Genomic DNA, 26,387 nt, shown 5'->3' on the forward strand with positions numbered 1-26,387 from the left:
GACGTGCAGCAGCAGGATTACCTCGACCGGCTCATCGCGCTCGCACTCGATGAGGACCTGGGGGCGGCGGGTGACGTCACCTCGCAGGCCCTCATCCCTCCTGACTACGAGGGCAGCGCGGAACTGGTCGCCAAGGAGCAGTTGGTGCTCGCGGGACTGGACGCCTTCGTCCGTGTCTTCAAGACGGTCGACCCGAACGTCGAGGTGGAGCTGTTGCGCCGCGACGGTCAGGAGATCAAACCGAAGATGGTCGCCGCGCGGTGTTACGGCCGGATGCGCTCGCTGCTCGCGGCGGAGCGCACCGCGCTCAACATCGTGCAGCGGGCCGCGGGCATCGCGACGCTGGCGCAGCAGGCCGTCACGTCCGTGCGTGGCTCCAATCTGCGCGTCCTGGACACGCGGAAGACGCCGCCGGGAATGCGGACGGTGGCCAAGGAGGCCGTCCGCATGGGCGGTGCCTCCAACCACCGCTTCGGCCTCTTCGACGGCGTCCTCATCAAGGACAACCACATCGCCGCCGTGGGGGGTTCCATCGCGGAGGCGCTGCGCCGCGCGAAGCTCAACGGGCCTCGGCTGACGAAGGTCGAAATCGAGGTCACCAACCTCAAGCAGCTCGCGGAGGCCATCGAGCACGGCGCCGACGTGGTGATGCTCGACAACATGGACGATGCGCAGATTCGCGAGGCCGTGAAGCTGGCGGCGGGCCGCGTGCCGCTCGAGGTGTCGGGCGGCGTCACGCTGGACCGGCTGCCTCGGTTGGCGAAGCTGGGCATCGACTTCGTGTCCATGGGCGCGCTGACGCACTCCGCGCGGGCCATGGACCTGTCGCTGGAAATCACCGCCGCGGCGAAGCGGCCCGCGCGCAGCAAGCAGCCGAAGCCAGCGTAGCGCGCGGACACGGAGGCGCTCCTGGCTCCAGCGCCTCCGCGTCGAAGGGCGTCCCGGCATCCCGCCTGGACGCGCCGAGCCCTCTCTTCAAGGCATACGGACCGCAGCGGACGGCGCCGTCAGAGCGCGTGTCCGCTGCGCTGACGCGTTCGCTCACTTGCCCGTGAGGACCTCCGCGCGGGGCTTGCCCTCCGCCGAAGCGGGCATGCCCATCTCCATCAGCGCCGACAGGGTCGGGGCGAAGTCCACGGGGTCGATCTCCTCCAGGTACAGGCCCGGCTTCACGCCCTTGCCCGCGAAGAGGACGGGCACTTGTGAATCATAGGAATGCGGCGTGCCGTGGCTGGTGCCGGTGGGGATGTAGTGGAGCATGTGGAAGGGCCGGAGCATGAAGAGCACGTCGCCGCTGCGCCCGGGGTAGTAGCTCTTGCGCATGAGCGTCAGGTAGCCCTCGGTGTCCGGCGCGGTGAACAGGTCATCATGGGCCACGGCCGTGATGACCGACGGGTGCTTCGTCAGCCACGCCGCCGCCGCGCGCCGCACCGCCACGTCCACCGCGCCCCCCTGGTGCGTCTTGCCGCCCAGGTACACGTCCAGTTGTTCGAGCGTGGCCGTCACGTCGCCGCCGAACTGCTGACGCAGCGCCTGCGTCAGGCTCTCCGCCAGCTCCCTCGAGCTCACCCGCTTCGCGGCGAGCCCCTTGGCGGCCCACTGCTCCGGCATCGCCGCGCCGCCGTGGTCCGCGGACAGCGCGATGACCAGGTTGCCGCGTCCACCCGCCGCGCGCTCGGCCGCGGCGATGAGGTTGCCCATCGCCTTGTCCAGCCGCAGCAGCGTGTCCTGCATCTCCCACGAGTAGGGCCCGTACTCATGGAACACCAGGTCCGTGCCGCTGAAGCTCACGGCCAGCAGATCGGGCACGTCGTCCTGGCCCAGTCCCTCGCCGGCGATGGCCGCCTTGGCCGCCTCCACCAGCAGGTCATGCGAGTCCGGTGAGAGGGCGAACGCCTGGTAGAAGGTAGGGCCCGGCGACGGCAGCCCGCCGTCCAGCGGGTGGGGGAAGGTGCGGCCCAGGCCGTAGACGTCCGCCTCAGCGAGGCCTTCGTCCTCGCCCACGTACTCCGCGGCCGGCCGCATCAGCTCCCACTTCTTGCCGAAGGAGGCCTCCGGCAGCTTCCGCGCGTTCAGCGCCTTCAGCCACGCCGGGAACTCCTTCGTGTACCAGGTGCCGGTGACGAACTTCCCCTCGCCCTTGTCGAACCACCACGCCTGTCCCGCACGCCCGGCCAGGGCGATGGACGCGTGGGGTTTGATGGACAACGCCACCGCCTTGCCGCGCTCCTGCGTCGTCACGCGCAGCCGGTCCGCCAGCGTCTCCACCATGAGGTGGGCGGGGCCGGAGTCCTGGCCCGGCTTCAGCGGCACCTCCAGCACCGGGTGGGCCGCGTCCGCGAAGGCCATCACGCGCTTCATCGTCGAGCGGTCCACCCACCGGTTGTCCACGATGCCGTGCCGCCAGGGGTTGGCGCCCGTGGAGAGGGTGGCGTGGCCGGGAGCGGTGCGGCATTCGGCGTAGCCGTAGCGCGCATAAGGAAAGTACGCGCCCTGGTTGATCAGCTGGTGCAGGCCGCCCTTCAGGCGCGGACGGTTGCGTAGCAACACGTCGCTGCCGAGCGCGTCCACGCTGATGACGAGCGTCAGCCTGGGAGGTCGGGCAAAAGCGGGCAGGGTGGCCAGCGCCACGGCAAGGGAAAGTGCACGAATCATTGGGATGAGAACCATCTCCGCCGGGATGGTGAGAAGCAACCAACAACGCGTGTCACTGCTTGGACGCCGCACATCGCGCTGTTAGGGTCGCTCGATTCATGGTCGAGGCCCGCCTTCGCGTCATCTACGGCGACACGGATCAGATGGGTGTCGTCTACTACGCGAATTACTTCCGCTATTTCGAGTTCGCGCGCAGTGAGTACTTCCGCGCCCGGGGTGGCAGCTACGCCGAGCTGGAGCGCTCTGGTGCCCTGCTACCCGTGGCCGAGGCGAGCTGTCAGTACAAGGCATCCGCGCGCTACGACGATCTGTTGGTCATCCAAACCACCGTGAGTGAGTTGCGCCGCGCGTCCATCGTGTTCACCTACGCGCTGTTTCGTGACGGTGCGCCACGCACGCTGCTCTGCACCGGTATGACCCGTCACGCCTGCGTGGGGCGGGACGGCAAGCCGACGCGGCTGCCGGACTCCCTCATCCGGCTGCTCGAAACGACCGGGCCTTCCCCGGGCTCTTCCCCTTCCACCTGAACCCTTCCGGCATACGCAAGGAGCACACACATGGATCGCAACCTGGCAATGGAGGTCGTGCGCGTCACCGAGATGGCGGCCATCGCCTCCGCACGACTGATGGGCCGCGGCAACAAGGACGAGTCGGATCAGGCCGCCGTGGACGCCATGCGCCGCGCCTTCGACGCGCTGCAGATTGATGGCACCGTCGTCATCGGCGAGGGCGAGCGCGACGAGGCGCCCATGCTCTACATCGGCGAGAAGGTGGGCAAGCGGGGCGAGGGGGCGCCCGAGGTGGACATCGCCCTGGACCCGCTGGAGGGCACCAACCTGTGCGCCTACGGCCGTCCGGGTTCCATCGCCGTGGTGGCCATGGCGGGCAAGGGCGGGCTGCTCAACGCCCCCGACACGTACATGGAGAAGATGGCCGTGGGCCCGCGTGCCCGGGGCGCCATCGACCTGCGCAAGACGCCCACGGAGAACCTCCGCTCCATCGCGGAGAAGATGAAGGTCTACGTGGAAGACCTCACCGTGGTGGTGCTGGACCGCGAGCGTCACACCGACCTCATCAAGGAGATTCGCGCGGCGGGCGCCCGCATCCGGCTCATCGAGGACGGTGACGTGGCCGGCGCCATCGCCACGTGTTTCGAGGACACGGGCGTGGAGGTGCTGATGGGCATCGGCGGCGCGCCCGAGGGCGTCATCGCCGCGGCGGCCATCCGCGCCACCGGCGGTGACATGCAGGGCCGGCTGGTTCCCCGCAACCAGGGCGAAATCGAACGCGCCAAGTCGATGGGCATCACCGACATCTCGAAGATCTACACCGCCGAGGAGCTGGCCAAGGGCGAGGTCATGTTCGCCGCCTCCGGCGTCACCACCGGCGACTTCCTCAAGGGCGTGCGCTTCTTCGGCGGCGGCTGCGAGACGCACTCCGTCGTCATGCGCAGCAAGACGGGCACCGTCCGCTTCATCCAGTCGGTGCACAAGTTCGACAAGAAGCCGGGGTACGCTTTCTAGGCCGCAGCTCCCACCCTGACTCATGTCCCCTGGAGACACCCATGCCTGGCGCCTCGCGAACCATCGTCGTCAACGCCCCCATCGAGAAGGTCTTCGACGTCATCACCCAGTATGAGCGGTACCCGGAGTTCCTTCCCGAGGTGAAGGGCATCCGGACCGAGAACCGCAAGGGCAACACGGTGGACGTCCACTACAAGGTGGATGTGGTGAAGACCATCAACTACTCCATCCACGTCACGGAGGAGCGGCCCACCCGCATGTCCTGGACCTACATCAAGGGTGAGTTCATGAAGGACAACCGGGGCAGCTGGGTCCTGGAGCCCGAGGGCGAAGGCAAGACGAAGGCCACCTACACCGTGGAGATGGCCCTGGGCGCGCTGGTGCCCAAGAGCGTCGTCTCCGCGCTGGTGGAGACCTCGTTGCCGAAGATGCTGGACGCCTTCAAGCGCCGCTTCGAGGCGCCCTGAATCACACCTCCGGGCGGCTTCTTGGCGGGCGACTCCACCATCGCCCGCCGGCCGTCAGGAGCCTTCGGAGACCCGGATGCTCCGCGCGCCGCAGCAGGCGGGCGGACGAGGCCAAATCGAAGGGGCTTGCGACGCCGGATACGAGGAGTATGCCCATGGGACGGTCCGCTTGCGGGCCGCTTCGAGGGCATTAAAATGAACACCATCCCGACGGATTTTCGGCCTCCACGACATTTCTGCCCTGGGTGCCCTGGCCCGGGTGTCGGGTGGCAGACGAGCAACCGTGCGAGATGGCTGCAACGTACCCAGCGCGGAACCGGGGTTCTTAATTTGCATCTGATATTGGTGGAAATGGTATTGGGGCGGGATGGGCGTACATCGGGGTACGTAGGCTGAGGGAGACGGAAGACCCATGCTCGACGCCTTCATCATCGAAGAAATCAAGCGCCGTGAGCGCCGCCGTGAGGAGCATGACAGGCCGGTGGTGGAGCTTCCGCTCCCCGTGCCGGATGATCGCCCGCGTCGCCGCACGGAGACCGAGGACGACAAGCCCCAGCGGGGCGTGGTGGTCATCGACCTGCTGTCCTGACCCTGGCGAGCGGCCTGACGGCCGCGCCAGTGTGTCCCCGAGCCCGCGGTGGCGGTCCTTCCCAGGACGGCCCCGCGGGCTTCGCGCATTCAGGCGCCCTCAGGCGTTGCTCAGGGCCAGCAGGTGCCGGGGGTGATAGACATCCCACAGTGGCCCCTTGACGGTGCTCAGGGCCTCCAGGACCTGCTTTCGCCACTCCTCGGGCAGGGCCTGCTCGCCATGGAAGGCGCCCACGAGCGCGCCGGTGATGGTGGCGTGGGCCTCCGTGTCGCCGCCCCGGTGGACGACGTCCAGGAGCGCGGCCTCGGCGCTGGGCGCGTGGAGCAGCTCCCAGAAGGCCAGTCGGAAGGCGACGCGCACCGCGTGCAGGGGGCGGTGGAGGTGCAGCTCCGGTCCGTACAGCATCGGGTCCTCTTGCTGGGCGATGGCCAGGTCCTCGCGCAGGAGCGACGCGGCGAAGGACACCTCCTGCACGTAGTCACTGGCGGAACGCCCGAGCGCCGCGCCGGCCAGCAGCAGGCCCGACTCCGCGGCGGGGATGAGGTCGGCGGCCTTGAGGCCCGCGCCATGGGTGACGGCGTGGCCGATGGCCGCGTTGAAGGCCGCGCAGGCGAGCTGACAGCGTGGGTCGAAGTGGGTGAGGGCGGAGTCCTCCAGCGAGGCCTGGGTGAGCGCGTGGGCGTCACCCGCCAGGTACACGCCCAGTGGCGCCGCGCGGGCCAGGCTCCCTGGGTCCGCGGGCTTCCGGTACGCACGCAGCCACACGCGCCTGCCCGCGCCCAGGGGCGGGAATCCCGACGTCTGGCAGTCCTCGAAGACCTCCGCCATGGGCTCGCTAACGTCGAAGGCGTGCGGCTGCCAGGCGCGGTAACGACGCAGTGCGTCCGCGGCATCGTAACGCTTCATGGCCCGGAGGCTGTGGCTCAGGCAGGCCGCGAGCTGGACCTCTTCTGTCACTTGGCCACGGCGCAGCTCATGCGGACCACCGCCCATCAGCTTCATGTAGGGCCCCTCCGCCTGCTTGGGAAACGGAACGGCCATGAAGGGCCGGTGCGCGGTGGGGACGGACAGGGCATTGCCCACGGCCATGCCGAGCAGCGCGCCGCGGCGCCGTTGAGCGAGCAATGGGTCAGGCCCCTTCAAGGCGGGGCGGCGTTGGGGCGGAGGCATTCGACGGGTGGACACTGTAGCAGCGCGGGCCGCGAGCACGCTTGCCCGACCCGGAGGGCTCTTCTAGAAACGGCAACCTATGACCGAGATTTCTCAGATTCTGGCGCGCGAAGTGCTCGACTCCCGTGGCAACCCCACCGTGGAGGCGGAGGTCCAGCTTGCCGGAGGCGCTCGTGGCCGCGCCGCGGTGCCGTCCGGTGCGTCCACGGGTGAGCATGAGGCCATCGAGCTGCGCGACGGCGACAAGCATCGCTACCTGGGCAAGGGCGTGCAGAAGGCCGTGAAGAACGTGGTCGACGTGCTCGCGCCCGCGCTGGTGGGCATGGACGCGGCGGATCAGTTCGCGGTGGACCAGCGGATGCTGGAGCTGGACGGCACCGCCACCAAGGGCAAGCTGGGTGCCAACGCCATCCTCGCGGTGTCCATGGCGGCCGCTCGCGCCGCGGCGGACGCGCACGGGCTGCCGCTGTACCGCTACGTGGGCGGCGTGCAGGCGCGCACGCTGCCGGTGCCGCTGATGAACATCCTCAACGGCGGCGCGCACGCGGACACCCGCGTGGACGTGCAGGAGTTCATGGTGGTGCCCGCCGGTGCGTCCTCCTTCGCGGAGGGCCTGCGCTGGGGCGCCGAGGTGTTCCACGCGCTGAAGAAGATTCTCAAGGGCCGCAAGCTGGCCACGGGCGTGGGCGACGAGGGCGGCTACGCCCCGGACCTGCCGGCGAACGAAGAGGCGCTGAAGCTCATCATGGAGGCCATCGACCAGGCGGGCTTCAAGGCCGGTGAGCAGCTCTTCCTGGCCCTGGACGTGGCGGCCAGCGAGTTCTTCGACAAGGGCAGCAAGAAGTACAAGCTGAAGGGCGAGGGCAAGGAGTACGACTCGACCGGCCTGCTCGAGTACTACCGGGGTCTCTCGGAGCGCTACCCCATCATCTCCATCGAAGACGGCATGGCGGAGGATGACTGGGAGGGCTGGAAGAAGCTCACCGACGTGCTGGGTTCGCGCATGCAGTTGGTGGGTGACGACCTCTTCGTCACCAATGTGGAGCGCCTGGGCCGCGGCATCGAGACGGGCACGGCCAACTCCATCCTGGTGAAGGTGAACCAGATTGGCACCCTGACGGAGACGTTCGACGCCGTGCGCATGGCGCACCGCGCCGGTTACACGTCCGTCATGAGCCACCGCTCCGGCGAGACGGAGGACACCACCATCGCCGACCTGGCGGTGGCGCTGGACTGCGGGCAGATCAAGACGGGCTCCGCGTCCCGCTCCGACCGCGTGGCCAAGTACAACCAGTTGCTGCGCATCGAAGGCGAGCTGGGGGCCGCGGCCCGCTACGCTGGCAAGTCGGTGTTCCGCGCCTTGAACCAGAAGAAGTGAGCCCGTGAGCCACAAGCCCAAGCGCATCCTGGTTTCCAACGACGACGGCTATTTCTCAGAGGGGCTTCAGGCGCTGGTCGAGGCCGTGAGCCCCCTGGGGGAGGTGTGGGTGGTGGCTCCCGATAGGGAGCAGAGCGCCGCCTCCCACGCCATCTCCCTGCACCGGCCGCTGCGCATCAAGGAGGTGCGGGAGCGGTGGTTCGCCGTCGACGGAACCCCCGCGGACTGCGCTTATCTGGCGATCAACCATCTCCTGAAGGATGATCGCCCGGTACTCATGGTTTCCGGCATCAATCACGGCGCGAATCTGGCCGAAGACATCATGTACTCCGGCACGGTGGCCGCGGCGATGGAGGGTGCGCTCCTGGGCGTGCCCGCCATTGCCTTCAGCCTGGTGGCCCGGCGGAACTTCGACTTCGCGCCGGGGGCCCGGTTCGCCCGTTCGCTGGTGTCCAGTGCCCTGTCGCGTCCGCTCCCGCCGCGGATGCTCCTCAACGTGAACATCCCTGGGGGCGTGGAACCGGAGGGCTACGTCGTCACCCGCCAGGGCCGTCACTCGTATGGCTTCGAGGTGGTGGAGAACGAAGACCCTCGTGGCCGGAAGTACTACTGGATTGGCGGTAGCGACTACCAGCACGAGGACATCCCGGGCAGCGACTGCAATGCCGTGTTCCGGGACAAGCGCGTCTCCGTCACTCCGCTGCACTTCGAGCTGACGGACCATGGCCGGCTCCCGGACCTCTCCGGGTGGCAGGTCGATGGCTTCAACCGGCATGAACCGGACGGTGCCTAGCGTTGGCGCCGTGCGTGTCCAGCCGAGCGCGTGGGGCGCTCCGGGTGTTCCTCCTGGCCGTGCTGCTGAGCGGCTGCGTGGGCACCCGGGCATCCTCCGTTGCCGGGCCGGACACCGGGTTGGACGCCGTTTCGCGTGAAGAGGAGACGGCGGAAGTCACCGACGCGGCGGAGCGGACCACGCCGCTGCCGTTCAATCTGCGGGGCGTCCACGAAGAACCGGAGTTGGTGGCCGTGCGCCACCGCGTGGCACCGGGCGAGACGATGTACCGCATCTCCCGCACCTACGGCCTCACGGTGGAGGAGCTGGGGGCGGCCAACGGCATCAAGGCGCCGTGGGCGTTGGCGGTGGGGCAGGAGCTCACCATCCCTGGTGTCGAGCGCAGCGTGCCCGTGCGGGCCCTGGCGGAGGCGGACCCGGAGCCGGTACGGACCTCTACGTCGGCTGGGGGGCGGCGCAGCGTGCCGACCCTGGGGCGCCGTGAGGAGCCCCCGTCGCGCAGCCGGTCCATGTCGCGTCCGGCGAGCGCCGCGGGCCGGCCTCGTGTGGCCACGCAGGGGCAGCTTGACTGGCCTATGAGAGGCGTCCTGTACGGCCGCTTCGGGAAGAAGGGGAAGGAGCCGCACGACGGCATCGATCTGGCTGCGCCCTCCGGGACGCCCGTGAAGACGGCGCAGGCAGGCACGGTGCTCTACGCGGGCGAGCAGCGTGGCTACGGCAACATCGTCATCGTCGAGCACACGAACAAGCTGATCACCCTGTACGCGCACAACCGCGACCTGCGCGTGCGCACCGGACAGAAGGTGCGCCGCGAGCAGGTGATTGCCACCGTCGGCGAGTCGGGCCGGACGTCCGGGCCCCATCTGCACTTCGAGGTGCGCCTGGACGGCAAGCCGGTGGACCCGCTCGACTTCCTGGGGCCGATGCCCTCCTCGTAGGCGAGGCGGCGCGGGCCCGGCTGCCTTCCTGCTCCAGGCGGCGGGGCAGGGCGCTACGTCGTGTGACGTCTGGGCCTCGGTGCCGGGCCCGGGTGAAGGTAGAGTGCCGGCCCGTGTCGCGCTTCGTGTCCTGGTGGCTCTCCTGTTTCGTCTTGCTGGCTTCGGCGGCGCATGCCCAGGCGCCAGCCCCTGTGTCACAGGCCGCCGCGGTCCAGGCGAGCACGACCGATGCGGCCGGGCCCGTCGTCGTGGCGGTGCTGATGCTGGAGGCCAACGAGGCGGGCCGCGACGCGGCGCCGGGCGTCACCTCGCTCATCACCTCGCGGCTGGCGGAGTCGCCGCGGCTGCGAGTCCTCTCGCAGTGGGACGTCGAGGCCGCCCTGGACGACGAGCGCCAGAAGCAGCTCCAGGGCCTCAAGACGTGTGACCGGGGAGACTGCCTCCAGGAACTGGTGGCCCTCACCGGCGCCCGCTACGTCGTGGCCGGCCGCCTGGATCGCTTCGGCGACCAGTACCTGCTCACCGCCAACCTGTTGGACGCCGCGGGCGGGCGGATCCTGGCCCGGCCTCGCGCGGAGGCCCCCGAAGCGGAGGACCTGCTGCGCACCGCGAAGGCCGTCTCCGACCAGCTCTTCGCCGCGCTCGCCCCGCCGGAGGAGTCCGTGGCGGCCCGCCCGCTGCTGGGGGGCTCCGCGCGCACGGGGGGCGGAGGCCTGCTGCTGGGCCTGCGCGTCAACAACAACTTCATTGAGAAGCTCTCCAACGTGAACCCCGGTGGCGACATCGAGGTGGGCTACTGGTTCCACCCCGAATGGGTCGGCTTCCTCCAGGTGGGCTTCAGCTACGTGCGCTCCACGCAGGACGGCGTGCGCAGTGGCCTCAACGTGCTGCCCAGCGTCGTGGGCGCGCGCCACTACCACAACGTGGAGAAGTCCCTGCGGCCCTACTGGGGTTTCGGCCTGGGCGTGCAGCTGTCCTTCGGTGACTTCGGTATCTTCCAGTCCACCGGCCCGCTGCCCACCGTCGTGGGCTTCGCGGGCCTGGAGTACCTCATCGCCGGTTCGGTGGGCTTCCAGGTCGAGTTGGGCACCAACATCGCGCAGGCGGTGCTGGGGCTTTCGGAATCGAAGCTGGGAGACGGCCTCAACCTGGACCTCAACGCAGGCATCGCGTACCACTTCTGAGCCTCGGAGCCCCTCATGTTCCCGCGACCGCGCGCCCTCTCCCTGATTGCCCTGCTCGCCCTGACGGGCTGTGACGACGAGACACCTCGCGTCAAACCGAAGGACCACGCGGAGGGCCTCTACGTCAAAGGCACCGCCGAGTACCTCCAGGGCCATTTCGACGCCGCCCTGGCCTCCTTCGAGGCCATGCAGCAGATTGCCCCGGACGACCCGCGCCTGCCCGCCGCGCGCGGCGAGGTGTACCTCTCCATGGGCCGGCTGACGGACGCCGCCGCCGCCTTCGAGGCCGCCCTCAAGCTGGAGCCCAAGCGCTCCACCAACTGGAGCCGCCTGGGCTTCATCCAGACGCAGTTGGGCCAGGTGGTCGAAGCCCAGAGCTCGCTGCGCAAGGCCCTGGCCCTCTTCCCTCAGGACTTCAACGCCCTGGAGTCGCTGGGCGACCTGGACCTCAAGAAGGGCGACCACGACGCGGCCGTGCGGCACTTCACGCTCGCGTCCAACGCGGCGCCCTCCCCGGAGCAGAAGTCCGCGCTCATCATGCGCGCGCTGGACGTCCTGTCCTCGAAGCAGCGCTACCCGGAGCTGCTGGCCACTGCCCAGAAGGCCGTGGATGACGGCATCCACACCGCGGACGTGCTCGCCACCCTGGGAGACGCCCTGGTGCGCGCCGGCAGCCTCACCGAGGCCGCCAACGCCTACCGCGACGCCGCCAGCCGCTCGCCTCGGGATCCCACGCTCTGGGAGCTCGTCGGCGAAATCCAGATGAAGCTGGACAAGCCCGGGGACGCCATCAGCGCGTACAAGGAGTCCCTGCGCGTGAAGGACCGCGCCATCGTCCACGTGGCGCTGGCCCGTATCCACCTGGCGAGGAAGGACGACTCGGCCGCGAAGGAGGAGCTGGCCGCGGCGCTGGAGTCCGTGTCCGGCCAGGACATCCGCGAGCTGCGGGAGCTGGCAAGCCTGCTGGCCACCATGGACCGCAAGCCGGACGCGCTGCGCATCCTCGCCAACCTCAGCGCGGAGCAGGACCACGCGAAGGACGCCGAGCTGCACGTCGTCACCGCCCAGTTGGCGCGGGAACTCAAGGAAACCGGCGTCCTGCAGGCCGCCTGCGCGCGGGCGACGGCGGCTGACGCCACCCTGAAGAAATGCCCTTGAGCCACGCCCGGGCCAGGAAACGGCCCGGGACGGGTGGGGTGGACTACGGGGTGCGGCCGCCCTGGAGCTTGCGGTACACGCCCACCACCTGGCCCAGAATCATCGTGGACCGGAACTCCGCGCGGCTCACGTAGATGGGCTGCATGGTGGCGTTGGCCGGCTGGAAGCGGATGCGGTCCCCTTCCGGGTAGTAGCGCTTCACCGTGGCCTCGTCCTCGATGAGGGCCACCACGATTTCACCCGGCTGGGCGGACGGCGTCTTCTTCACGAAGAGGTAGTCCCCGTCGTGGATGCCGTCGTCAATCATCGACTGCCCCTTCACGCGCAGGGCGAAGACCTCGCGGCCATTCACACCTCCGAGCAGGAAGCTGTCGATCTTGACGGAGTCCTCCATGTTCTCCTGCGCAAGCAGCGGCGCGCCGGCGGCGACCTTGCCCAGCAGGGGAATCTCCACCATGCCCGAGTCCTTGCGAGCCCCCAGGCCGAGCAGCAACCGCGCGCGCTTGGTGGCCACCAGGGAGCGGCTCTGCTGCTCGCCCCGGTTCAGGTAGCCCTTGCGCTCCAGCGCCTTCAGGTGGTCGTTGACGCCGTTCGTCGAGCGGATGTCCATGTGCTCCCCGATTTCGCGAATCGTCGGCGGGAAGCCCCGGGTCTCCGTCTCCTTGACGATGAAGCTGAGAATCTCGCGCTGGCGTTCCGTGAGCTCTTCCATGCGCTCCCTCACTCGTCTGCCGTCCTGCCGGGGAGTCGTTCCCCCCAGGCAACAGGCTTTCAGTGTCACTCTCCCTGAACAGACGTGTAGAGTCAACTCGTCCGGTGTCACCCTGCACACTCGCGGTGTGCCCCGTTCCGTCCTGTTTCCCACTTCTTGAGGTGGGGGGACGAACTCGACGTACACTTCGGCCGCTTTGTCCGAGCTCCGCCACACGCTGCTCTTCGTCGACGACGAGGCCGACGTCCTGGACATCCTCACGCGGATGTTCCAGCGCCGGTACCGCGTCCTCACGGCCCGAAGCGGTTCCGCCGCGCTGGAAATCCTGAGGAAGGAGCCGGTGGACGTCCTCATCACGGACCAGCGGATGCCCGAGATGACGGGCATCGAGCTGGTGGCCACCGCGCGCGCGGAGGGCTTCGACGTCACCGCGCTGCTGCTCACGGGGTACACCCACCCGGACGACATCATCGCGGCCATCAACCAGGGGCAGGTGTACCGGTACATCACCAAGCCCTGGGACGTGAACGACCTGCTCATCACCGTGAAGAACGCGGTGGAGTACACGCAGCTGCGCAAGGACAAGGAGCGGCTGATCCGCCAGCTCCACCAGCGCGTAGAGGCGCTCTTCGTCCTGTACGAGGTCAGCCGCGCCAGCGCGAATGATCCGGCCAGCTACGACAACATCATCGACCGCGTGCTCATCGCCGTGGCGCGCGTGCTGCCGTACGACTGTGGCGCGGCGCTCATCGCACCGGACGAGGCGCGCAGCGCGACGCTGCGGCTGCGCTGTCAGGGCATGGTGGGGGAGAAGGCGCTGCTGGGCGTGAAGGAGTCCATGCTCGGTGCGTACCGCAAGAGCAGCGGTCTCCTGCTGCCCGAGGACCGCGTCATCACCCGCGTGGCGGGCACCACCACCCAGGACGCGGCGGCGCCGTCGGTGTACCCCAGCCAGCTCACGGTGAACCTGGTCGCCGGTGGTCGCCCGGTGGGCATGCTGTCGCTGTTCAGCCAGAGGCCGGACGCCTTCTCCGAGGACGACGGCGTGTTGCTGGACGTGCTCGCCAACCAGACGGCGGACGCCATCCAATCCCTGCGCTCGGCGGAGGAGGAAGCCCGCCACCGCATGGAGCGGATGGTGGAGTCCATGGCCGACGGCGTGGTCCTCACCGACGAGAAGAACGACATCGTGGTGATGAACCCGGCGGCGCGGCGGCTGCTGCACGCGGGGGAGAACCCCGAGGAGCAGACGACGCGGCTGATGGAGGAGCGCCTGGGCTTCCAGCCCTTCCACCTGGTGCGCGGTTGGGAGTACGGCGGCGGGCAGGTGCTGCGCGAGGAGGTGAAGCTCTTCGACCGGCACGTCCAGACGACGGTGACGCCCGTGACGGACGCGCGGAACACGCTGCGTGGCGTGTGCGTGGTGCTGCGCGACATCACCGAGCAGAAGCGGTTGGAGGAGCGCAAGGACGAGTTCGTCTCCATGGTGAGCCACGAGCTGCGCACGCCGCTGACGTCCATCTCCGGCGCGCTGGACCTGGTGCTCAACTTCATGGCCGGCGACATCAACGAGCGGCAGCGCCGCTACCTGTCGCTGGCGCGGGACTCCACGGAGAAGCTCAACGCCATCGTGGACGACCTGCTGGACCTGTCGAAGTTCGCCAAGGGCCGGCTGCGGATGAACTTCGAGGTGTCGTACCTCGACGAGCTCGTCCAGCGCGTGGTGGAGAAGTACGGCCCGGCCTTCGGCGAGAAGCGCGTGCTGGTGAAGCCCGTGTTGCCGCGCCATCCGCTGCGCGTCCTGGCGGACCCGAACCGCTTGGACCAGGTGCTCAACAACCTGCTCAACAACGCGGTGAAGTTCACCCCGGAGGGCGGGGAGGTGCGGGTGGAGATCCACGCCACCTCCAGCCTGCCGGGCTACGTGGTGGTGTCCTGCTGGAACAGCGGAGACCCCATCGCGGAGGAGAGCCTGGAGCGCATCTTCGACCGCTTCGAGCAGGCGCGCACCAAGGCCAACCGCACCGTGCGAGGCACCGGCCTGGGGCTGGCCATCTGCCGCAACATCGTGGAGGCCCACGGAGGCCGCATCTGGTGCGAGCCGTGTACGGACGGCGTGCGCTTCATGGTGGTGCTGCCTACCGAGCCGCCGCCGGAGCTGCGCCGCGGCGACGACGTGGCGGACGCCATCCAGCTCCCGCGCCGGCAGGAGAGCCGCGGCCGGGTGCTCATCATTGATGGCGAGCCCGAGGTGGCCTTCATCGCGAAGGCGCTGATGACCGGGCGTGGCTACGACGTGCGGCTGGCCTTCGACGCGGAAGACGGCCTCGCCGCCGCGCGCCGGTATGCCCCCGACACGGTGATGGTGTCCGTGCGCCTGCCGGACGTGGACGGGCTGCGGCTGGCGGAAATCCTCCGGCACGACCCGGAGACGCGCCGCGCGCCGCTGCTGGTGTCCTCCGCCTTCGACGAGCGTCAGCGCGCCTTCCGCGCGGGCGCGGATGCCTTCCTGGTGCGCCCGTTGGCGCCGGACAAGCTGCTGGCCACGGTGGACTCGCTGGTGCGCGGCCGCCAGGGCCCGGCGCACGGCCGCGTGCTGGTGGTGGACGACGACGCGAAGATCGCCGCCATCTGCCGCGAGGTGCTGGAGAACATCGGCTTCGACGTGGCGCTGGCGGGCTCCATCGAGGAGGGACGCCGCTCCCTGCGCGAGCGCCGGCCGGACGTCGTGCTGCTGGACGTGACGCTGCCGGACGGCGACGGCTTCGTCTTCCTGGAGGAGATCAAGGCGGAGAGCGCCGGTGGCCACATCTCCGTCATCTTCATCTCCGCCCGCGCGGAGACGTCCTCCAAGGTGCGCGCGCTCAAGCTGGGCGGTGACGACTACCTCACCAAGCCCTTCGACGCGCTGGAGCTGGGCGCGCGCGTGGAGAGCGTGATGCGGCGCAAGGAGCAGGAGCTGTCGGCCTCTCCCACCACGCAGCTCCCGGGCTCCACCGCCATCGAGCGCGAGGTGCAGCGGCGCCTCTCCGCGCGCCGGCCCTTCGCCTTCTGCTACCTGGACCTGGACAACCTCAAGGCCTACAACGACTACTACGGCTTCGCGAAGGCGGACGGCGTGGTGCGCCAGACGGGTGACCTGATGCGCGAGGTGTTCGCGCAGGACGGCGCGCCCGGTGACTTCCTGGGCCACGTGGCCGGTGACGACTTCGTCTTCATCACCTCGCCGGAGTCGGTGGACCGCATCTGCCAGAAGGCCATTGAGACGTTCGACCGCATCATCCCGCTTTACTACGACCGGCAGGACCGGGAGCGTGGCCACATCGAGGCGGAGGACCGCTACGGGGAGAAGCGGCAGTTCCCCATCATGAGCGTGTCCGTGGTGGCGGTGATGACGGACGGAACGCAGGACCATGCGGAGTTGGCGCGGCGCGCCGCGGACATGAAGAAGCGCGCCAAGGCGATTGCGGGCTCCGTCTTCCTGCGCAGTGACCAGGAGCGGGTGGTACGCTCCGTGGCCGGATGAGGCTCTACCAGCAACTCGTCCTGTTCATGCTCGCCGCGACGGTGCTTCCCCTGGCCGCGGTCGGTTTCCTGTTGCTTTCGCGCGCCGAGGCCGAGTTGGCCGCCCGAATCGACGCGGAGCAGCGCGCGCAGGCGGTCGCCACCGCCGAGTCCGTGGGCGCCACCATGATGGAGGTGGTGGACGCGCTGGCCCGCTCGGCGGAGCTCATCGACTGGCAGGCCGCGAGCGACGCGGAGACGCAGGGCGCGCTGCGGCTGCTTTACGGCCAGTCTCCCGCGGTGAGCGCGGTGCTGAAGCTGGACTCGGAGGGCCGTCCACTGGGCGCGCCCGTCTTCCGTGCGCAGGCCATCGACGGGCACCCGGCCTTCTCCCTGGAGTCCCTGGACCGGCTGGTGCGCTCCATTCCCGTGCAGACGCTGCGAGGCGGCGGCAAGGGCCAGGCGGCGCTGGGCAGCGCGTACGTGCACTCGGACGACGGGCGCTCGGCGGTCGCCGTGGCGGTGAAGCTGGCGGAAGGCGAGGGCGCGCCCTTCGCCGTCGCCGAGGTCGTGCTCCATCCGCTGGAGGCGGTGCTGCGCAGGCGCCTGGGCGAAGGGCTGGGACGCATCCACCTGGTGGACGAGGAGCGGCGCGTGCTCGCCAGCACCGCGTCGGAGCGCCGGGGGCAGGCACTGGCGCCGGAGCTGAGCGCGCACCTGCTGGCCCCGGCGCTGCCGCTGACGGCGCTGGTGCGCAGCTTCCGCGTGGAGTCACCGGCCCGGCGGGTCAGCGTGGCGCGCGTCCCCAACGGCATGCGCTTCGACGTGCTGGTGGAAGTGGATGAGTCCACCGCGCTGGCGCCCGTGCATGGCATGCGGCGCACGGTGCTGCTGTCCATTGGCGCCACCTTCCTGGTGCTGCTCGGGCTGGGAGCCCTCTTCACGCGCCGCCTCAACGTGCGGCTGGCGGAGGTAGTGCGCGGCGCGGAGGCCTACGGGCGTGGCGAGCTGGACACGCGCTTAAAAGTTTCCGGCCAGGATGAACTGAGCGAGCTGGCCACCACCTTCAACCGCATGGGCGAGGAGCTGGAGGCGGCGCGTGCCCGGATGCTGCGCTGGAACGACGACTTGCGCGTTCGCGTGGAGGAGGCCACCGCGGACCTGAAGGCGGCCCAGGCGCAGTTGGTGGAGGCGCAGAAGCTGGCCGCGGTGGGGCAGCTCGGCGCGGGCGTGGCGCACGAAATCAACAACCCGCTGGCGGGCATCCTCGGCAACGTGCAGTTGCTGATGCTCGACCGAAGCGCCGCCGACCCGGATTTGGAGTCGCTGCGGAAAATCGAGCAGAGCGCCAAGCGCTGCAAGGAAATCACCCAGAACCTGCTGCGCTTCTCCCAGCAGCGCGAGCGCGCGGAGCTGCGGCCGGTGGACCTCAACGCGGTGGTGCGTGACGCGCTCAGCCTCACGGAGCATCAGCTTCGCGGCGATGGCGTGGCGCTCACCAGCGTGCTGGGAGACGGGCTCGCGCGAGTGCGTGCCGACCCGGGGCACTTGTCGCAGGTGGTGCTGGCGCTGGTGTCCAACGCGCGCACCGCGATGCTGAATTCACCCGAGAAGCGGCTCACCCTGCGCACGGGCGAAGTCGGCGGCTTCGGCTTCCTGGAGGTGGAGGACACGGGGAAGGGGATTGCCCCCAACGTCCGCTCCCGCATCTTCGAGCCCTTCTTCACGACGAAGGACGTGTGGTCCAACGTGGGGTTGGGGCTCAGTGTGGCCTGGCGTGTGGTGACGGAAGCGGGCGGGAGCATCGAAGTCCGCTCGGAAGTCGAGCAGGGCAGTTGCTTCACCGTGAAGCTGCCGAAGGCGTGAGGCCCCTTGGGGGGCCTGTGATAGCTAACGAGGCTGCCCATGGCTGATTCCCGCCCATCGCGCCGTCAGGCGCCTTTCTTCATTGGCCTCGTGCTGATTCTCGCGGCGTTGCCAGTGGGGTGGTTCGTCTTCCTGCGCCCGCCACCTCCGCCGCCGCTTCCTCCCGCCGCGCCCCCCGTCGTCGAGGCGCCCGTGGCGCAGAAGCCGCTGGTGCTGGAGCTCACGCAGGTGTCCGGCAAGGTGGAGGTGCAGAACACGGACGGCTCATGGCGCGAGGCCACGGTGGGCATGGCGCTGCGCCGGGATGAGCGCGTGCGCACCGATGACGGTTCGTACGCCATGCTGATTGGCGGCGAGGCGGTGGAAGTGCACATGGACCCGGGCACGGAGATTTCCGTGGACGAGCTGACCGAGTCGCTGTCCCGCATCCTTCTCTCGCGCGGTATGGCCACCGCCGTCGTGCGGCCGGGGCAGCGCCACACCTTCGAGGTGAAGGCGGCGAACGCGGACGCCAAGGCCACGTTGCAGCAGGCCGGTGCCTTCACCATGAGCAACAACGGCGACGGCACCGTGGCGGTGGGGACGCGTGAAGGCGAGGTGACGCTGCTTGGTCAGGGCAAGGTCGTCATCGTCCGCGCGGGACAGCAGGCCGTCGTCCGCCCGGGGCAGGCGCCGTCGGAGCCGTCACCCATCCCCACCAGTCTCCTGCTCAAGGTGGACTGGCCCACCGAGCGCACCCGCCGCGAGCGTGAGCTCGTCGTGCGCGGGCAGACGTCACCGGGCAGCCGCGTGGAGGTGGATGGCGTCAGCGTCAAATCCGATGCGGAGGGAAACTTCCAGCGAAAGGTGGTTCTTCGCGAAGGCCGCAACACCGTCGATGTCCAGGCCTATGGCGTGGGGCGGACGCAACAGAAGGACAGCAAGGACGTCGTCGTCGACACCACGCCGCCACCGCTCAAGACGGATACCGAGAACATCTGGAATCAGCCGCGCGACGAGTGACACAGCAGCCATGGGTGCGAGCGGGTGTTCGCCTTGACCCACGGCGAGGGGGCTCCCTACACTTCGGGGAGGATTCATTCCTGTTCAAGGGCAATCCCGGGCGAAAGCCCAGGTGCGCAAAGCCGCGGGGCCTGAAGTCCGGCCGGCCGTGACCGCCGTGGGAAGTCAGCACCGGACAAGTTCCGGGCCCACTGCGCCTTGGGCGGGGCATGGGTCTTCATTTCGGAACCCCCGGGAGGTCCTATCCGATGCTGCGGACACTGGCCCTGAGTTGCTGCCTGTCTTCCCCGCTCGCCTTCGCCTCCACACCGGAGCTCCGCACCCTGACGGGCACCCTGCACGTGGTGGCCGGCGGCCCGGGTGACCAGACGGACCCGCACGTCAGCGGACCGCTGGTGGCCTATACGAACGAGTCCCGCGGCACGAGCGAGATTCGCTACCACGACCTGCGGACCTCCGCGGATGCGGCCATCCCCAATGGGGGCGCGTTCGACTTCGTGTCGGACATCTCGGACGGCACCATCGTCTTCACGCGCGTGAGTACGTCGAGCGCCATCTACACGTTCGACGTGGCCGTGGACGCGGCGCCGCGGGAGCTGGCACCGGAGGCGGGAAGCAGCCGGCGCTCCGCGGTGATTGGCGGCCGCACGGTGGCGTGGCAGGACTTCGGCTACACCGGCGTGACGTCGCAGCCGGAGATTGCCGTGTATGACCTGGACCAGGGCACGCTGACCCGGCTCACGGATGACACGTTCCAGGACCGTGCGCCCGCGGTGTCGCCGGATGGCTCGACGGTGGTCTGGGCCAAGTGCGACGAGCAGGGCCTGCGTTGCGACATCTGGCAGGCGCGGCGAAGCGCCTACGGATTCAGCTCACAGGCGCTGACGGGCAGCGAGGGCGAGGAGTCGCAGCCGGACACCAACGGGGACATCGCCGTCTACGCCAGCACGCGGACCTTCGATGGCGTGACGGACCGGGACATCTACTGGAAGCCCCTGAACGGCGGCACGGAGCAGCGGCTGGCGCTGCCGGGCATGGACGCGAATCCCAGCATCAGCGGCTCGCTGATCGCCTTCGAACGCAGGGACCCGGTGAAGAACGACTTCGACATCTTGCTCTACGACTTGAGCACCGAGACGCTCTACGCCATCACCGAGACGCCGGAGAACGAGAGCCTCACCGACCTGAGCGTGGATGCGGATGGCACGGTGCGCGTGGTGTGGACCGTCTCGGAGAACGGCGACTTCAACGTCCATGCCTTCACCTTCAAGTTGGATGATGAGCCCGGGTGCAAGCTCGCGGCGCTGGACACGCCGTCCCCCGAGGCGGTCTGCGCGCGGCCCGGTACCTGGCCGCTGCTCGCGGCGCTGGAGGTCGCGCGCACCAGTGGCCAGCCCAACGGCGTGGCGCTCGGGTTCGCGGGCACGGGGGAGGGCGTGTTGTGCGTGGACAACGGCTACAACGGCGAGGACTCCACCGCGGGCTGGGTGTGGATCAACGGCCGCGAGCTGGTGGACCCGTCTCGCTTCAAGCAGGGGGTTCCGCTGGTGGCCACGCGCGCGCCGCTGGATGGGCACAACTCGCTGGCGGCGCTCATCTCCGGCAAGCCCGGCAGTGCCTTCCGGCTGCGCGTCTATGGTCCCCCCGCCGTGTGTCAGCCCGTGGCGGACACCTCCACGGGAGCCCGCGTCATTCCGGGGCGTGCGCTGAAGGCGGTGTCATCTTCGTCCTCGGCGGTGTCGCCGGCGACCTTCGTGCCCGAAGGGCCGGTGCATGACACAGCGCTTCGGGGCTGTAGCACGGGCGGCGGGCCGTTGACGCTTTCCGGGGTGATCCTGTTGCTGGCGTGCTGGCTGCGTCCGAGCGCGCGGATGCGGAAGGCGCTTCGGCACAGCCACCGTGCCCTGTAGACTGACGCGGCCCTGAACCGGTTTCTCCTCTTCGGATTGTTGCTGCTGTGTGCCCCGGCCTGGGCGGACACGCTCGAGATACTCGGGCCGTCGTCCGCCGTGGCGCCGGATGGATTCCCCGTGGCGCTCGTCCGCAAGGATTCGGCGGGCCGTCCGGTTCCGATGGGAAAGCCTTCGGTGCAGGCAGACGGCGCGGAGCTGCGAGAGGACACCGCGGAGCCGCCGCTGCGCACATTCGTGGTGACGCCGCGTCCGGGCGCGCGTGACGTCGTGGTCCGCGCGAGCGTGGATGGACTGGCGGCCCAGGCGCGCTACGTGCTGGGGCCACCGGCCGCCGAGGTGCGGCTGGCGCTGGAGCCGCCCGCACCCGTGAAGGGCAAGGACACGGAAGCGCGGCTCACCGTCCAGTTGGTCCGGCCGGATGGCACCGCGGATGACAGCGGCGCGCCGCCCGTGGTGCGGGTGAGCGTGGGCCGCGTGGAAGGGCTGGAGCGGACGGGGCCCGGCACGTATCGCGCGCGCTACGTCCTGCCGGACACGCGTTACCCCGAAGTGGCCATCCTGGTGGCCTTCTCCGCGTGGCCCAGTCCGCAGTCGGTGCATGGGGCTTACGGGCGCGTGCTCGTTCCGCTGGCCGCGTCCGTGAATCTGCCGGGAACGACGGAGCCCGACGCGGAGATTGCCATCGACATCGCGGGCCAGACGTTCGGTCCGGCGGTGGCCGGGCATGACGGCCGCTTCCGGGTGCCCATCATCGTGCCGCCCGGACATCGCATCGGGCAGGGGCGGGTGGTGGACAAGGTGGGCAACGTGCGGCGGATGCCCATCGACCTGAGGCTGCCGCCCACGGATGGCCTGGCCTGTGTGCTTCAGCCGCAGCGGCTCCCCTCGGACGGCGTGTCCCAGGCCCGGCTGGTCTGCGCGACGAGTGATGCCATGGGCCAGCCCGTGGGCGATGCGCGCGTCACGACGCAGGTCCGCCACGGCACCTTGCGCGGCCCCACGCGCGCGCCGGGAGGACTGCTGGAGTGGCGTTACACCGCGCCGCGGAAGTTGGTGAACGACGAGCGCATCGAGGTTGCGTGGCCTCAGCGCGGGCCCGGCTCGCGCGAGTCTCCGGCGCTGGAGTTGGTGCAGGGGCCCGTCGCGACGACCCGCCTCGAAGTGGGTGAAGCGCTGGTGCACCACGGGGCTCGCACGCGTGTGGAGGTGACGGCGCGGGATGCCTTCGACCGTCCCCGGCCGGGTGCGACGGTGGAGCTGAGCGCGCCTGTGGGAACCTTCGCTCCAACGGAGGAGCGACAGCCGGGGACCTTCATCAGCGCCTGGGCTCCGCCGGCCACGGGTGCGGCGACGGAAGTGGACCTGCGTGCGCGCGCGTGGGGGCCTTCGGGCAATGAGCCGGCGCGCATCACCGTGTGGCGGGCCGCGGGCGAGCTGTACGCGGGTGTGTCCGACCTGGCGGGTCTGCCGGTGCCGGGCCAGCCGCTGCGTGTGGATGGCCGCGAGGTGACGACGGGCACGGACGGCACGGTGCGCCTGGGGCCCGCGCGCGCGGGAACGTTGGAGATTTCGCACGGCGTGTGGACGGGCTTGACGCGGACGGTTCACGTGTTGGGCCCGGATGGGCCTGTGTTTCCGTTGGAGCGCCCGCTGGTGTCGTCCGCCACGTCCCAACGCGTGCGACTGGAACCTGAGATTCCGGTGAACGTGCGGCTCGAGGTGAGCGGGGCTCGGGTGACGTACTGGGTGGAGGATGCGAACGGGCAGGTGCTGACGGGGCGCGAGGTGTTCGTCTCGTTGACGGGTGGTCAGCGAGCCGATGAGCGGGTGGAGGAGGGGCGCACCTCCTTCATCGTGCGAGCGCCGGGACCGGTGAGTGTCTCCGTCGCGGATGTCGCCACGGGCGTCACGGCGTTGGCCGAGGTGCGCCCATGATGCGAATGCTGGCCTGCCTGTTCTCCGCCGCGATGCTGGTGCCGCTGAGCACCTGGGCGCAGGCGCTGTCGCAGGACACTCCGTCGCAGGCCTCCACCATCGCGGGCCGGGTGTGCCAGGACATGGACGGTGATGGGCTGTGCGGCGCGGATGAGCCGGGCCTGCCCGACGTGCGGTTGGTGCTCACCACCGGCCGCGATGTCCGCACGGACGCGCGGGGCCGCTTCCACATCACCGGCGTCGATGCCCGCGTGCCGGATTCGGTGGGTGGGCTGCACCTGCGGCCAGGGCGTCAGCGGTTGAAGGTGGACACGCGCTCGTTGCCGGTCTCCAGCCGGGTCAGCCCGGAGGCGGCGACGGTCGAGGTCCCCTGGGGCGCCGTCGTCCTCCAGGACTTCGCCGTGCGCAGCGTCGCGGTGGAAGCCGCGCCCGTGCAGCTCTCATTCACCAAGACACCGCCCATGGCGGAAGTCGCGCCAGGGCAGGGCGTCGTGCGCTTCCGTGTCGCAGGACAGGCCTCCGCGGGCGACGCCGTCACCGTGTCGGGTGTGGCAGCCCAGGTGGACGAGAAGGGCGCATGGCAGGCGCAGGTGCCGCTCGTCGCGGGAGAGAACCCGCTGTCCATCACCGCCACGGGGGCCCAGGGCACGGTGCGCCTGTACCGCCAGCGCGTGGACGTGGTGCCGCGTGACGGCGGCTGGTTGGTGGCCCCCAGGCCGATGCTGCCCCTCGCCACGCTCCAGTTGCCCGCGGGCAGTGACGCGCCCGCGGCCAGTGGCGCCTCCCGCGTGCAGGTCGAGGCGCCCGTGGGGACGCGCGTCCGCACGCCCGAGGGCGAAGTCGTGGTGGGGCCCGAAGGCCGTGTGGATGTCCCGGTGGTGTTGTCCCCGGGGCGCAACCAGGTGCCCGTGCGGCTGTCGCCGCCGGATGCTCCGCCTCGTGACGAGACGCTGGAGATTGTCGCCGCGGTACGTCCCTTCGCCGTGGGCCTGCTGGACCTGGAGGCCACCTATGCGCCGCGAAATGGCGACGTGCAGTTGCGGGGACGCGGCTCTGCTCACGCGGAGCTCCGGCTGGGCGCGGTGGACCTGGTGGGCGAGCTGGACCTGCGCGACACGGATGGCCGCACGCTGAACGGTGCCAGCCTGCCGGACTGGCTCCGCCCGCGCATGCCGGAGCGCTTCGACCGCGCCGCCGACCCGGACCTCGCGCCCGCGGAGTGGGGTGACGACTCGGTGTCACTGACGCCCAATGCCTCGGAGGCACGTCTTCGGTTTGAGGCTCGCCACGCGGAGCACGGCCGCGCGGGCCTGGGCACCTACCGCGCGCAGCTTCACGACCGTGAAGTGGGCCGTTATCACCGTCCGCTTTTCGGCCCCTACGCGGAGATTCATGCCGGCGAGGAGGCGGCGCGCGTGGGCGTGAAGGCGTTTGGCGGGAGCCTGACGGACCCGGTGCGGCAGGTGTCCGCGGTGCCCGCGCACGAGGAGCTGCGCGCCACGGGCGGAAGCCTCTACTACCTGGGCGCGGCCTCGGTGGCGGAGGGGTCCGAGCTGGTGCGCGTGGAGCTGCGGGACGGCGTCACCGGCCTGCCGCTGGGCGAGCGGCACCTCATTCGCGGCATCGACTACGACATCGACTACTTCGCCGGCCGTATCCTCCTGGCGCGTCCGCTCTCCTTCCTCGCGGGCGAAGCCTGGCTGCGGACCAGCGCGCCCACGGAGTCACCCGAGCCGGTGCTGGTGGTGGACTACGCCGCGCTGCGCATCGCGGACGCGGGCGACACGGCGGGCGGTGAGGTGTGGGGCGAGTGGCGCGGCTCGCGGGTGGGACTGGGCGCGGTACGCGAGGGCCGGGAGGGACGGCCGTACACGCTCTACACGGGACGCGCGAGCACGGCGCTCGGTGGTTACCGCATGGCGGCGGAAGTCGCGTCCAGCCGTGGCACCGCCGTGGATGCTTCGTTCTTCGGCGTCTCGGATGACGGTGGCCTCAGCTTCATCCGTCCCCGGCAGGACGTGGGCACCGGCGCGGAGGCTCTGAGTCTCCAGCTCTCAGGCCCCGGGCTTCACGGCGAGGGCACGGTGAACGCGGCGTTCCGCCTGCGCGGGCGGGGCTTCTCCGATGGCGCACACACCGACGCGGCGCGCTTCCGGCAGTCGTCAATCCGTGTGAGCCAGCCGCTGGGCCGGCTCCGGTTGACGTTGCTGGCGGACGAGCGGAGCTCGGCCGATCCGCGTGAGCCGTTCGTGGACAGCCCGTTCTCCGCTCGCGTCCTGGCCGCGGGTGTGGGTTGGGAAGAGGCGCGCTGGGGCGTGCGTGCGGAGGTCCGTGACTCGCGGTTGAACGCGGCGCGGGTGGCGGGCGTGGGGCCCACGCTCTTCGGCGGTCGCACCTCCGCGGGCGTGGCGGGCTCGCTGCGGGTGTTCGAGCGGCTTCAGCTTCGCGCAGCGCACCGGCAGGCCCTGGCCCTGCATGGCGAAGGGCCCGGACGCTTCGATGACACCTTCACGTCCGCGGGCGTGGATGTCGAGGTGGACCGGACCACGCGCGCTGGGGTGTTCGGAGGCTGGGGACCGGAGCTGGGCCCCCGGGCGTGGGCCAACGTCGAGTCGCGGCGGGGGCAGGACGTGTTCTACGGCGGTTACTCCGTCGACGTGGACGGCCCTGACTTCGGCGCGGGACGGACGCTGACGGGCGCCCGCACGGAGCTGCCGGAGAGTGGCACCGCGCTCTTCGTGGAGGATGTGGGCTCGCACGACGCGACGGCTGTGCGGCTGGCTCGCGCCGTGGGCTTCCAGCAGCAGGTGACGGGCGGTTTCAGCGTGGGCGCGCGCTACGAGCGCGGCGTGCGCAGCCTGTTGGACGTGGACAGCCCGCTGCGGCGCGAGGCGGGCGGTGTCTTCGGGCAGCTCGTCCTGGCGCGCTTGCGGCTGGACGGGCGTGTGGAGCTTCGCCGGGAGGAGGGCACGCCGGAGCGAGGCGCGGCCACCTCGGTGGACCGGGTGCAAGCGGTGGTGGCGCTGGCCGCGCAGGCGCAGTTGCTGGAGGACGTGACGGCCTCCGGGCGGGTGGACTTCGCGCGCACCGTCAACGCGGACGTGCTGGAGACGCGGATGGTGGAAGGCTACGCCGCGGTGGCGTGGCGGCCGGGGCCCTGGCTGGTGGTGGCGCGTTACGGCATCACCCGCGAGCTGTTGCCCGGCGTCCGGTCCGCCTTTGGAGACCGGGCCTTGCAGACCCTCTCTCTCTTGCCAGCGGTGCGCCTGGGCGACCGGCTCTCCGTGGCGGCGGGCCTGCATGCGGGGCACACCCGGGCGGAGGACTCGGGGAGTTGGGTGTGGACGGGCACCCTCCGTCCCGCGGTGCGAATCGTGGGCGGTCTGGAGCTGGGGGCAGAGCTGGCACGGCGGACGGCGTCTCCCGAGGGCGAGCGGCTGACCGCGCTCCGTGCGGAAGTCGCCTATCGGGTCGATGAACGGCTGCGCTTGGCCACCGGGTACACACTCCTGGGCTTCAGCGGCTTGGGTTTGTCCCCCGACTCGTCGGACAATCAGGACCGGCTCTACCTGCGAGCCGAAGTGGCCTACTAGGAGCAAT

At 70.1% G+C, this 26,387-nt stretch carries 19 protein-coding genes; 16 read left to right on the forward strand and 3 right to left on the reverse strand.

Annotated elements, in window-relative coordinates:
* Positions 1–3: 3 nt before the first annotated feature.
* On the forward strand, positions 4–888 hold the full coding sequence (gene nadC, locus FMP39_RS21185; protein WP_090490856.1) for a carboxylating nicotinate-nucleotide diphosphorylase: 885 nt from the start codon (positions 4–6) through the stop codon (positions 886–888).
* Between the two features lie 153 nt (positions 889–1,041).
* On the opposite strand, the gene FMP39_RS21190 is transcribed toward nadC, so the two are convergent.
* Positions 1,042–2,655 (reverse strand): alkaline phosphatase family protein, encoded by a 1,614-nt coding sequence (locus FMP39_RS21190; protein WP_194858502.1) that lies wholly within the window; start codon positions 2,653–2,655, stop codon positions 1,042–1,044.
* Between the two features lie 98 nt (positions 2,656–2,753).
* Here FMP39_RS21190 and FMP39_RS21195 point away from each other — a divergent pair, with 98 nt between their 5' ends.
* The 4 genes from FMP39_RS21195 (at position 2,754) to FMP39_RS37505 (ending at position 5,234) form a co-directional block, all read left to right on the forward strand.
* On the forward strand, positions 2,754–3,182 hold the full coding sequence (locus FMP39_RS21195; RefSeq protein ID WP_011554454.1) for a thioesterase family protein: 429 nt from the start codon (positions 2,754–2,756) through the stop codon (positions 3,180–3,182).
* A gap of 30 nt (positions 3,183–3,212) precedes the next feature.
* Complete coding sequence (glpX, locus tag FMP39_RS21200; protein WP_090490853.1) at positions 3,213–4,178, forward strand: class II fructose-bisphosphatase; 966 nt, start codon at positions 3,213–3,215, stop codon at positions 4,176–4,178.
* Positions 4,179–4,219: 41 nt separating this feature from the next.
* The gene (locus FMP39_RS21205; RefSeq protein ID WP_090490852.1) at positions 4,220–4,645 is read left to right on the forward strand and encodes a type II toxin-antitoxin system RatA family toxin; all 426 of its coding nucleotides are present in this window, start codon (positions 4,220–4,222) and stop codon (positions 4,643–4,645) included.
* Between the two features lie 412 nt (positions 4,646–5,057).
* Positions 5,058–5,234 carry a hypothetical protein gene (locus FMP39_RS37505; RefSeq protein ID WP_002639449.1) on the forward strand — a complete coding sequence of 59 codons (177 nt, stop codon included), beginning with the start codon at positions 5,058–5,060 and terminating at the stop codon, positions 5,232–5,234.
* A 99-nt stretch (positions 5,235–5,333) separates the two neighbouring features.
* On the opposite strand, the gene FMP39_RS21210 is transcribed toward FMP39_RS37505, so the two are convergent.
* The gene (locus tag FMP39_RS21210) at positions 5,334–6,404 is read right to left on the reverse strand and encodes an ADP-ribosylglycohydrolase family protein (RefSeq protein ID WP_194858503.1); all 1,071 of its coding nucleotides are present in this window, start codon (positions 6,402–6,404) and stop codon (positions 5,334–5,336) included.
* Positions 6,405–6,483: 79 nt separating this feature from the next.
* On the opposite strand from FMP39_RS21210, the gene eno reads away from it, so the two are divergent.
* From eno to FMP39_RS21235, 5 genes are all read left to right on the forward strand, one after another.
* On the forward strand, positions 6,484–7,782 hold the full coding sequence (gene eno / locus FMP39_RS21215; RefSeq protein ID WP_141592114.1) for a phosphopyruvate hydratase: 1,299 nt from the start codon (positions 6,484–6,486) through the stop codon (positions 7,780–7,782).
* 4 nt (positions 7,783–7,786) lie between these two features.
* A complete protein-coding gene (gene surE / locus FMP39_RS21220; protein ID WP_141592115.1) occupies positions 7,787–8,575 on the forward strand; it encodes a 5'/3'-nucleotidase SurE in 789 nt (262 codons plus the stop codon).
* A gap of 2 nt (positions 8,576–8,577) precedes the next feature.
* Entirely contained in the window at positions 8,578–9,513 is a 936-nt protein-coding gene (locus FMP39_RS21225) for a M23 family metallopeptidase (RefSeq protein WP_141592116.1), read from the forward strand.
* Between the two features lie 62 nt (positions 9,514–9,575).
* Entirely contained in the window at positions 9,576–10,697 is a 1,122-nt protein-coding gene (locus tag FMP39_RS21230; RefSeq protein ID WP_141592117.1) for a hypothetical protein, read from the forward strand.
* Positions 10,698–10,712: 15 nt separating this feature from the next.
* Positions 10,713–11,855, forward strand: coding sequence for a lipopolysaccharide assembly protein LapB (locus FMP39_RS21235; protein WP_141592118.1), 1,143 nt, complete (start codon positions 10,713–10,715; stop codon positions 11,853–11,855).
* Between the two features lie 43 nt (positions 11,856–11,898).
* Here the strand turns inward: FMP39_RS21235 and lexA are convergent, their stop codons facing one another.
* Positions 11,899–12,567, reverse strand: coding sequence for a transcriptional repressor LexA (gene lexA / locus FMP39_RS21240; RefSeq protein WP_011554445.1), 669 nt, complete (start codon positions 12,565–12,567; stop codon positions 11,899–11,901).
* A gap of 196 nt (positions 12,568–12,763) precedes the next feature.
* Between lexA and FMP39_RS21245 the strand changes: the two genes are divergently transcribed.
* The 6 genes from FMP39_RS21245 (at position 12,764) to FMP39_RS21270 (ending at position 26,380) form a co-directional block, all read left to right on the forward strand.
* On the forward strand, positions 12,764–16,093 hold the full coding sequence (locus FMP39_RS21245; protein WP_141592119.1) for a response regulator: 3,330 nt from the start codon (positions 12,764–12,766) through the stop codon (positions 16,091–16,093).
* Positions 16,090–17,937: a sensor histidine kinase gene (locus tag FMP39_RS21250; RefSeq protein WP_141592120.1), complete on the forward strand. Its 1,848-nt coding sequence runs from the start codon at positions 16,090–16,092 to the stop codon at positions 17,935–17,937. The genes FMP39_RS21245 and FMP39_RS21250 overlap by 4 nt, the downstream gene beginning before the upstream one ends.
* A gap of 39 nt (positions 17,938–17,976) precedes the next feature.
* A complete protein-coding gene (locus FMP39_RS21255) occupies positions 17,977–18,939 on the forward strand; it encodes a FecR domain-containing protein (RefSeq protein WP_141592121.1) in 963 nt (320 codons plus the stop codon).
* Between the two features lie 248 nt (positions 18,940–19,187).
* Positions 19,188–20,849: a hypothetical protein gene (locus FMP39_RS21260; RefSeq protein WP_228558188.1), complete on the forward strand. Its 1,662-nt coding sequence runs from the start codon at positions 19,188–19,190 to the stop codon at positions 20,847–20,849.
* A 36-nt stretch (positions 20,850–20,885) separates the two neighbouring features.
* On the forward strand, positions 20,886–22,787 hold the full coding sequence (locus FMP39_RS21265; protein WP_141592122.1) for a hypothetical protein: 1,902 nt from the start codon (positions 20,886–20,888) through the stop codon (positions 22,785–22,787).
* The gene (locus tag FMP39_RS21270) at positions 22,784–26,380 is read left to right on the forward strand and encodes a flagellar motor protein (RefSeq protein WP_141592123.1); all 3,597 of its coding nucleotides are present in this window, start codon (positions 22,784–22,786) and stop codon (positions 26,378–26,380) included. The genes FMP39_RS21265 and FMP39_RS21270 overlap by 4 nt, the downstream gene beginning before the upstream one ends.
* Positions 26,381–26,387 lie beyond the last annotated feature (7 nt).

Source organism: Myxococcus sp. AB056 (genome assembly GCF_006547365.1).
Classification (GTDB): Bacteria; Myxococcota; Myxococcia; order Myxococcales; family Myxococcaceae; genus Myxococcus; species Myxococcus virescens.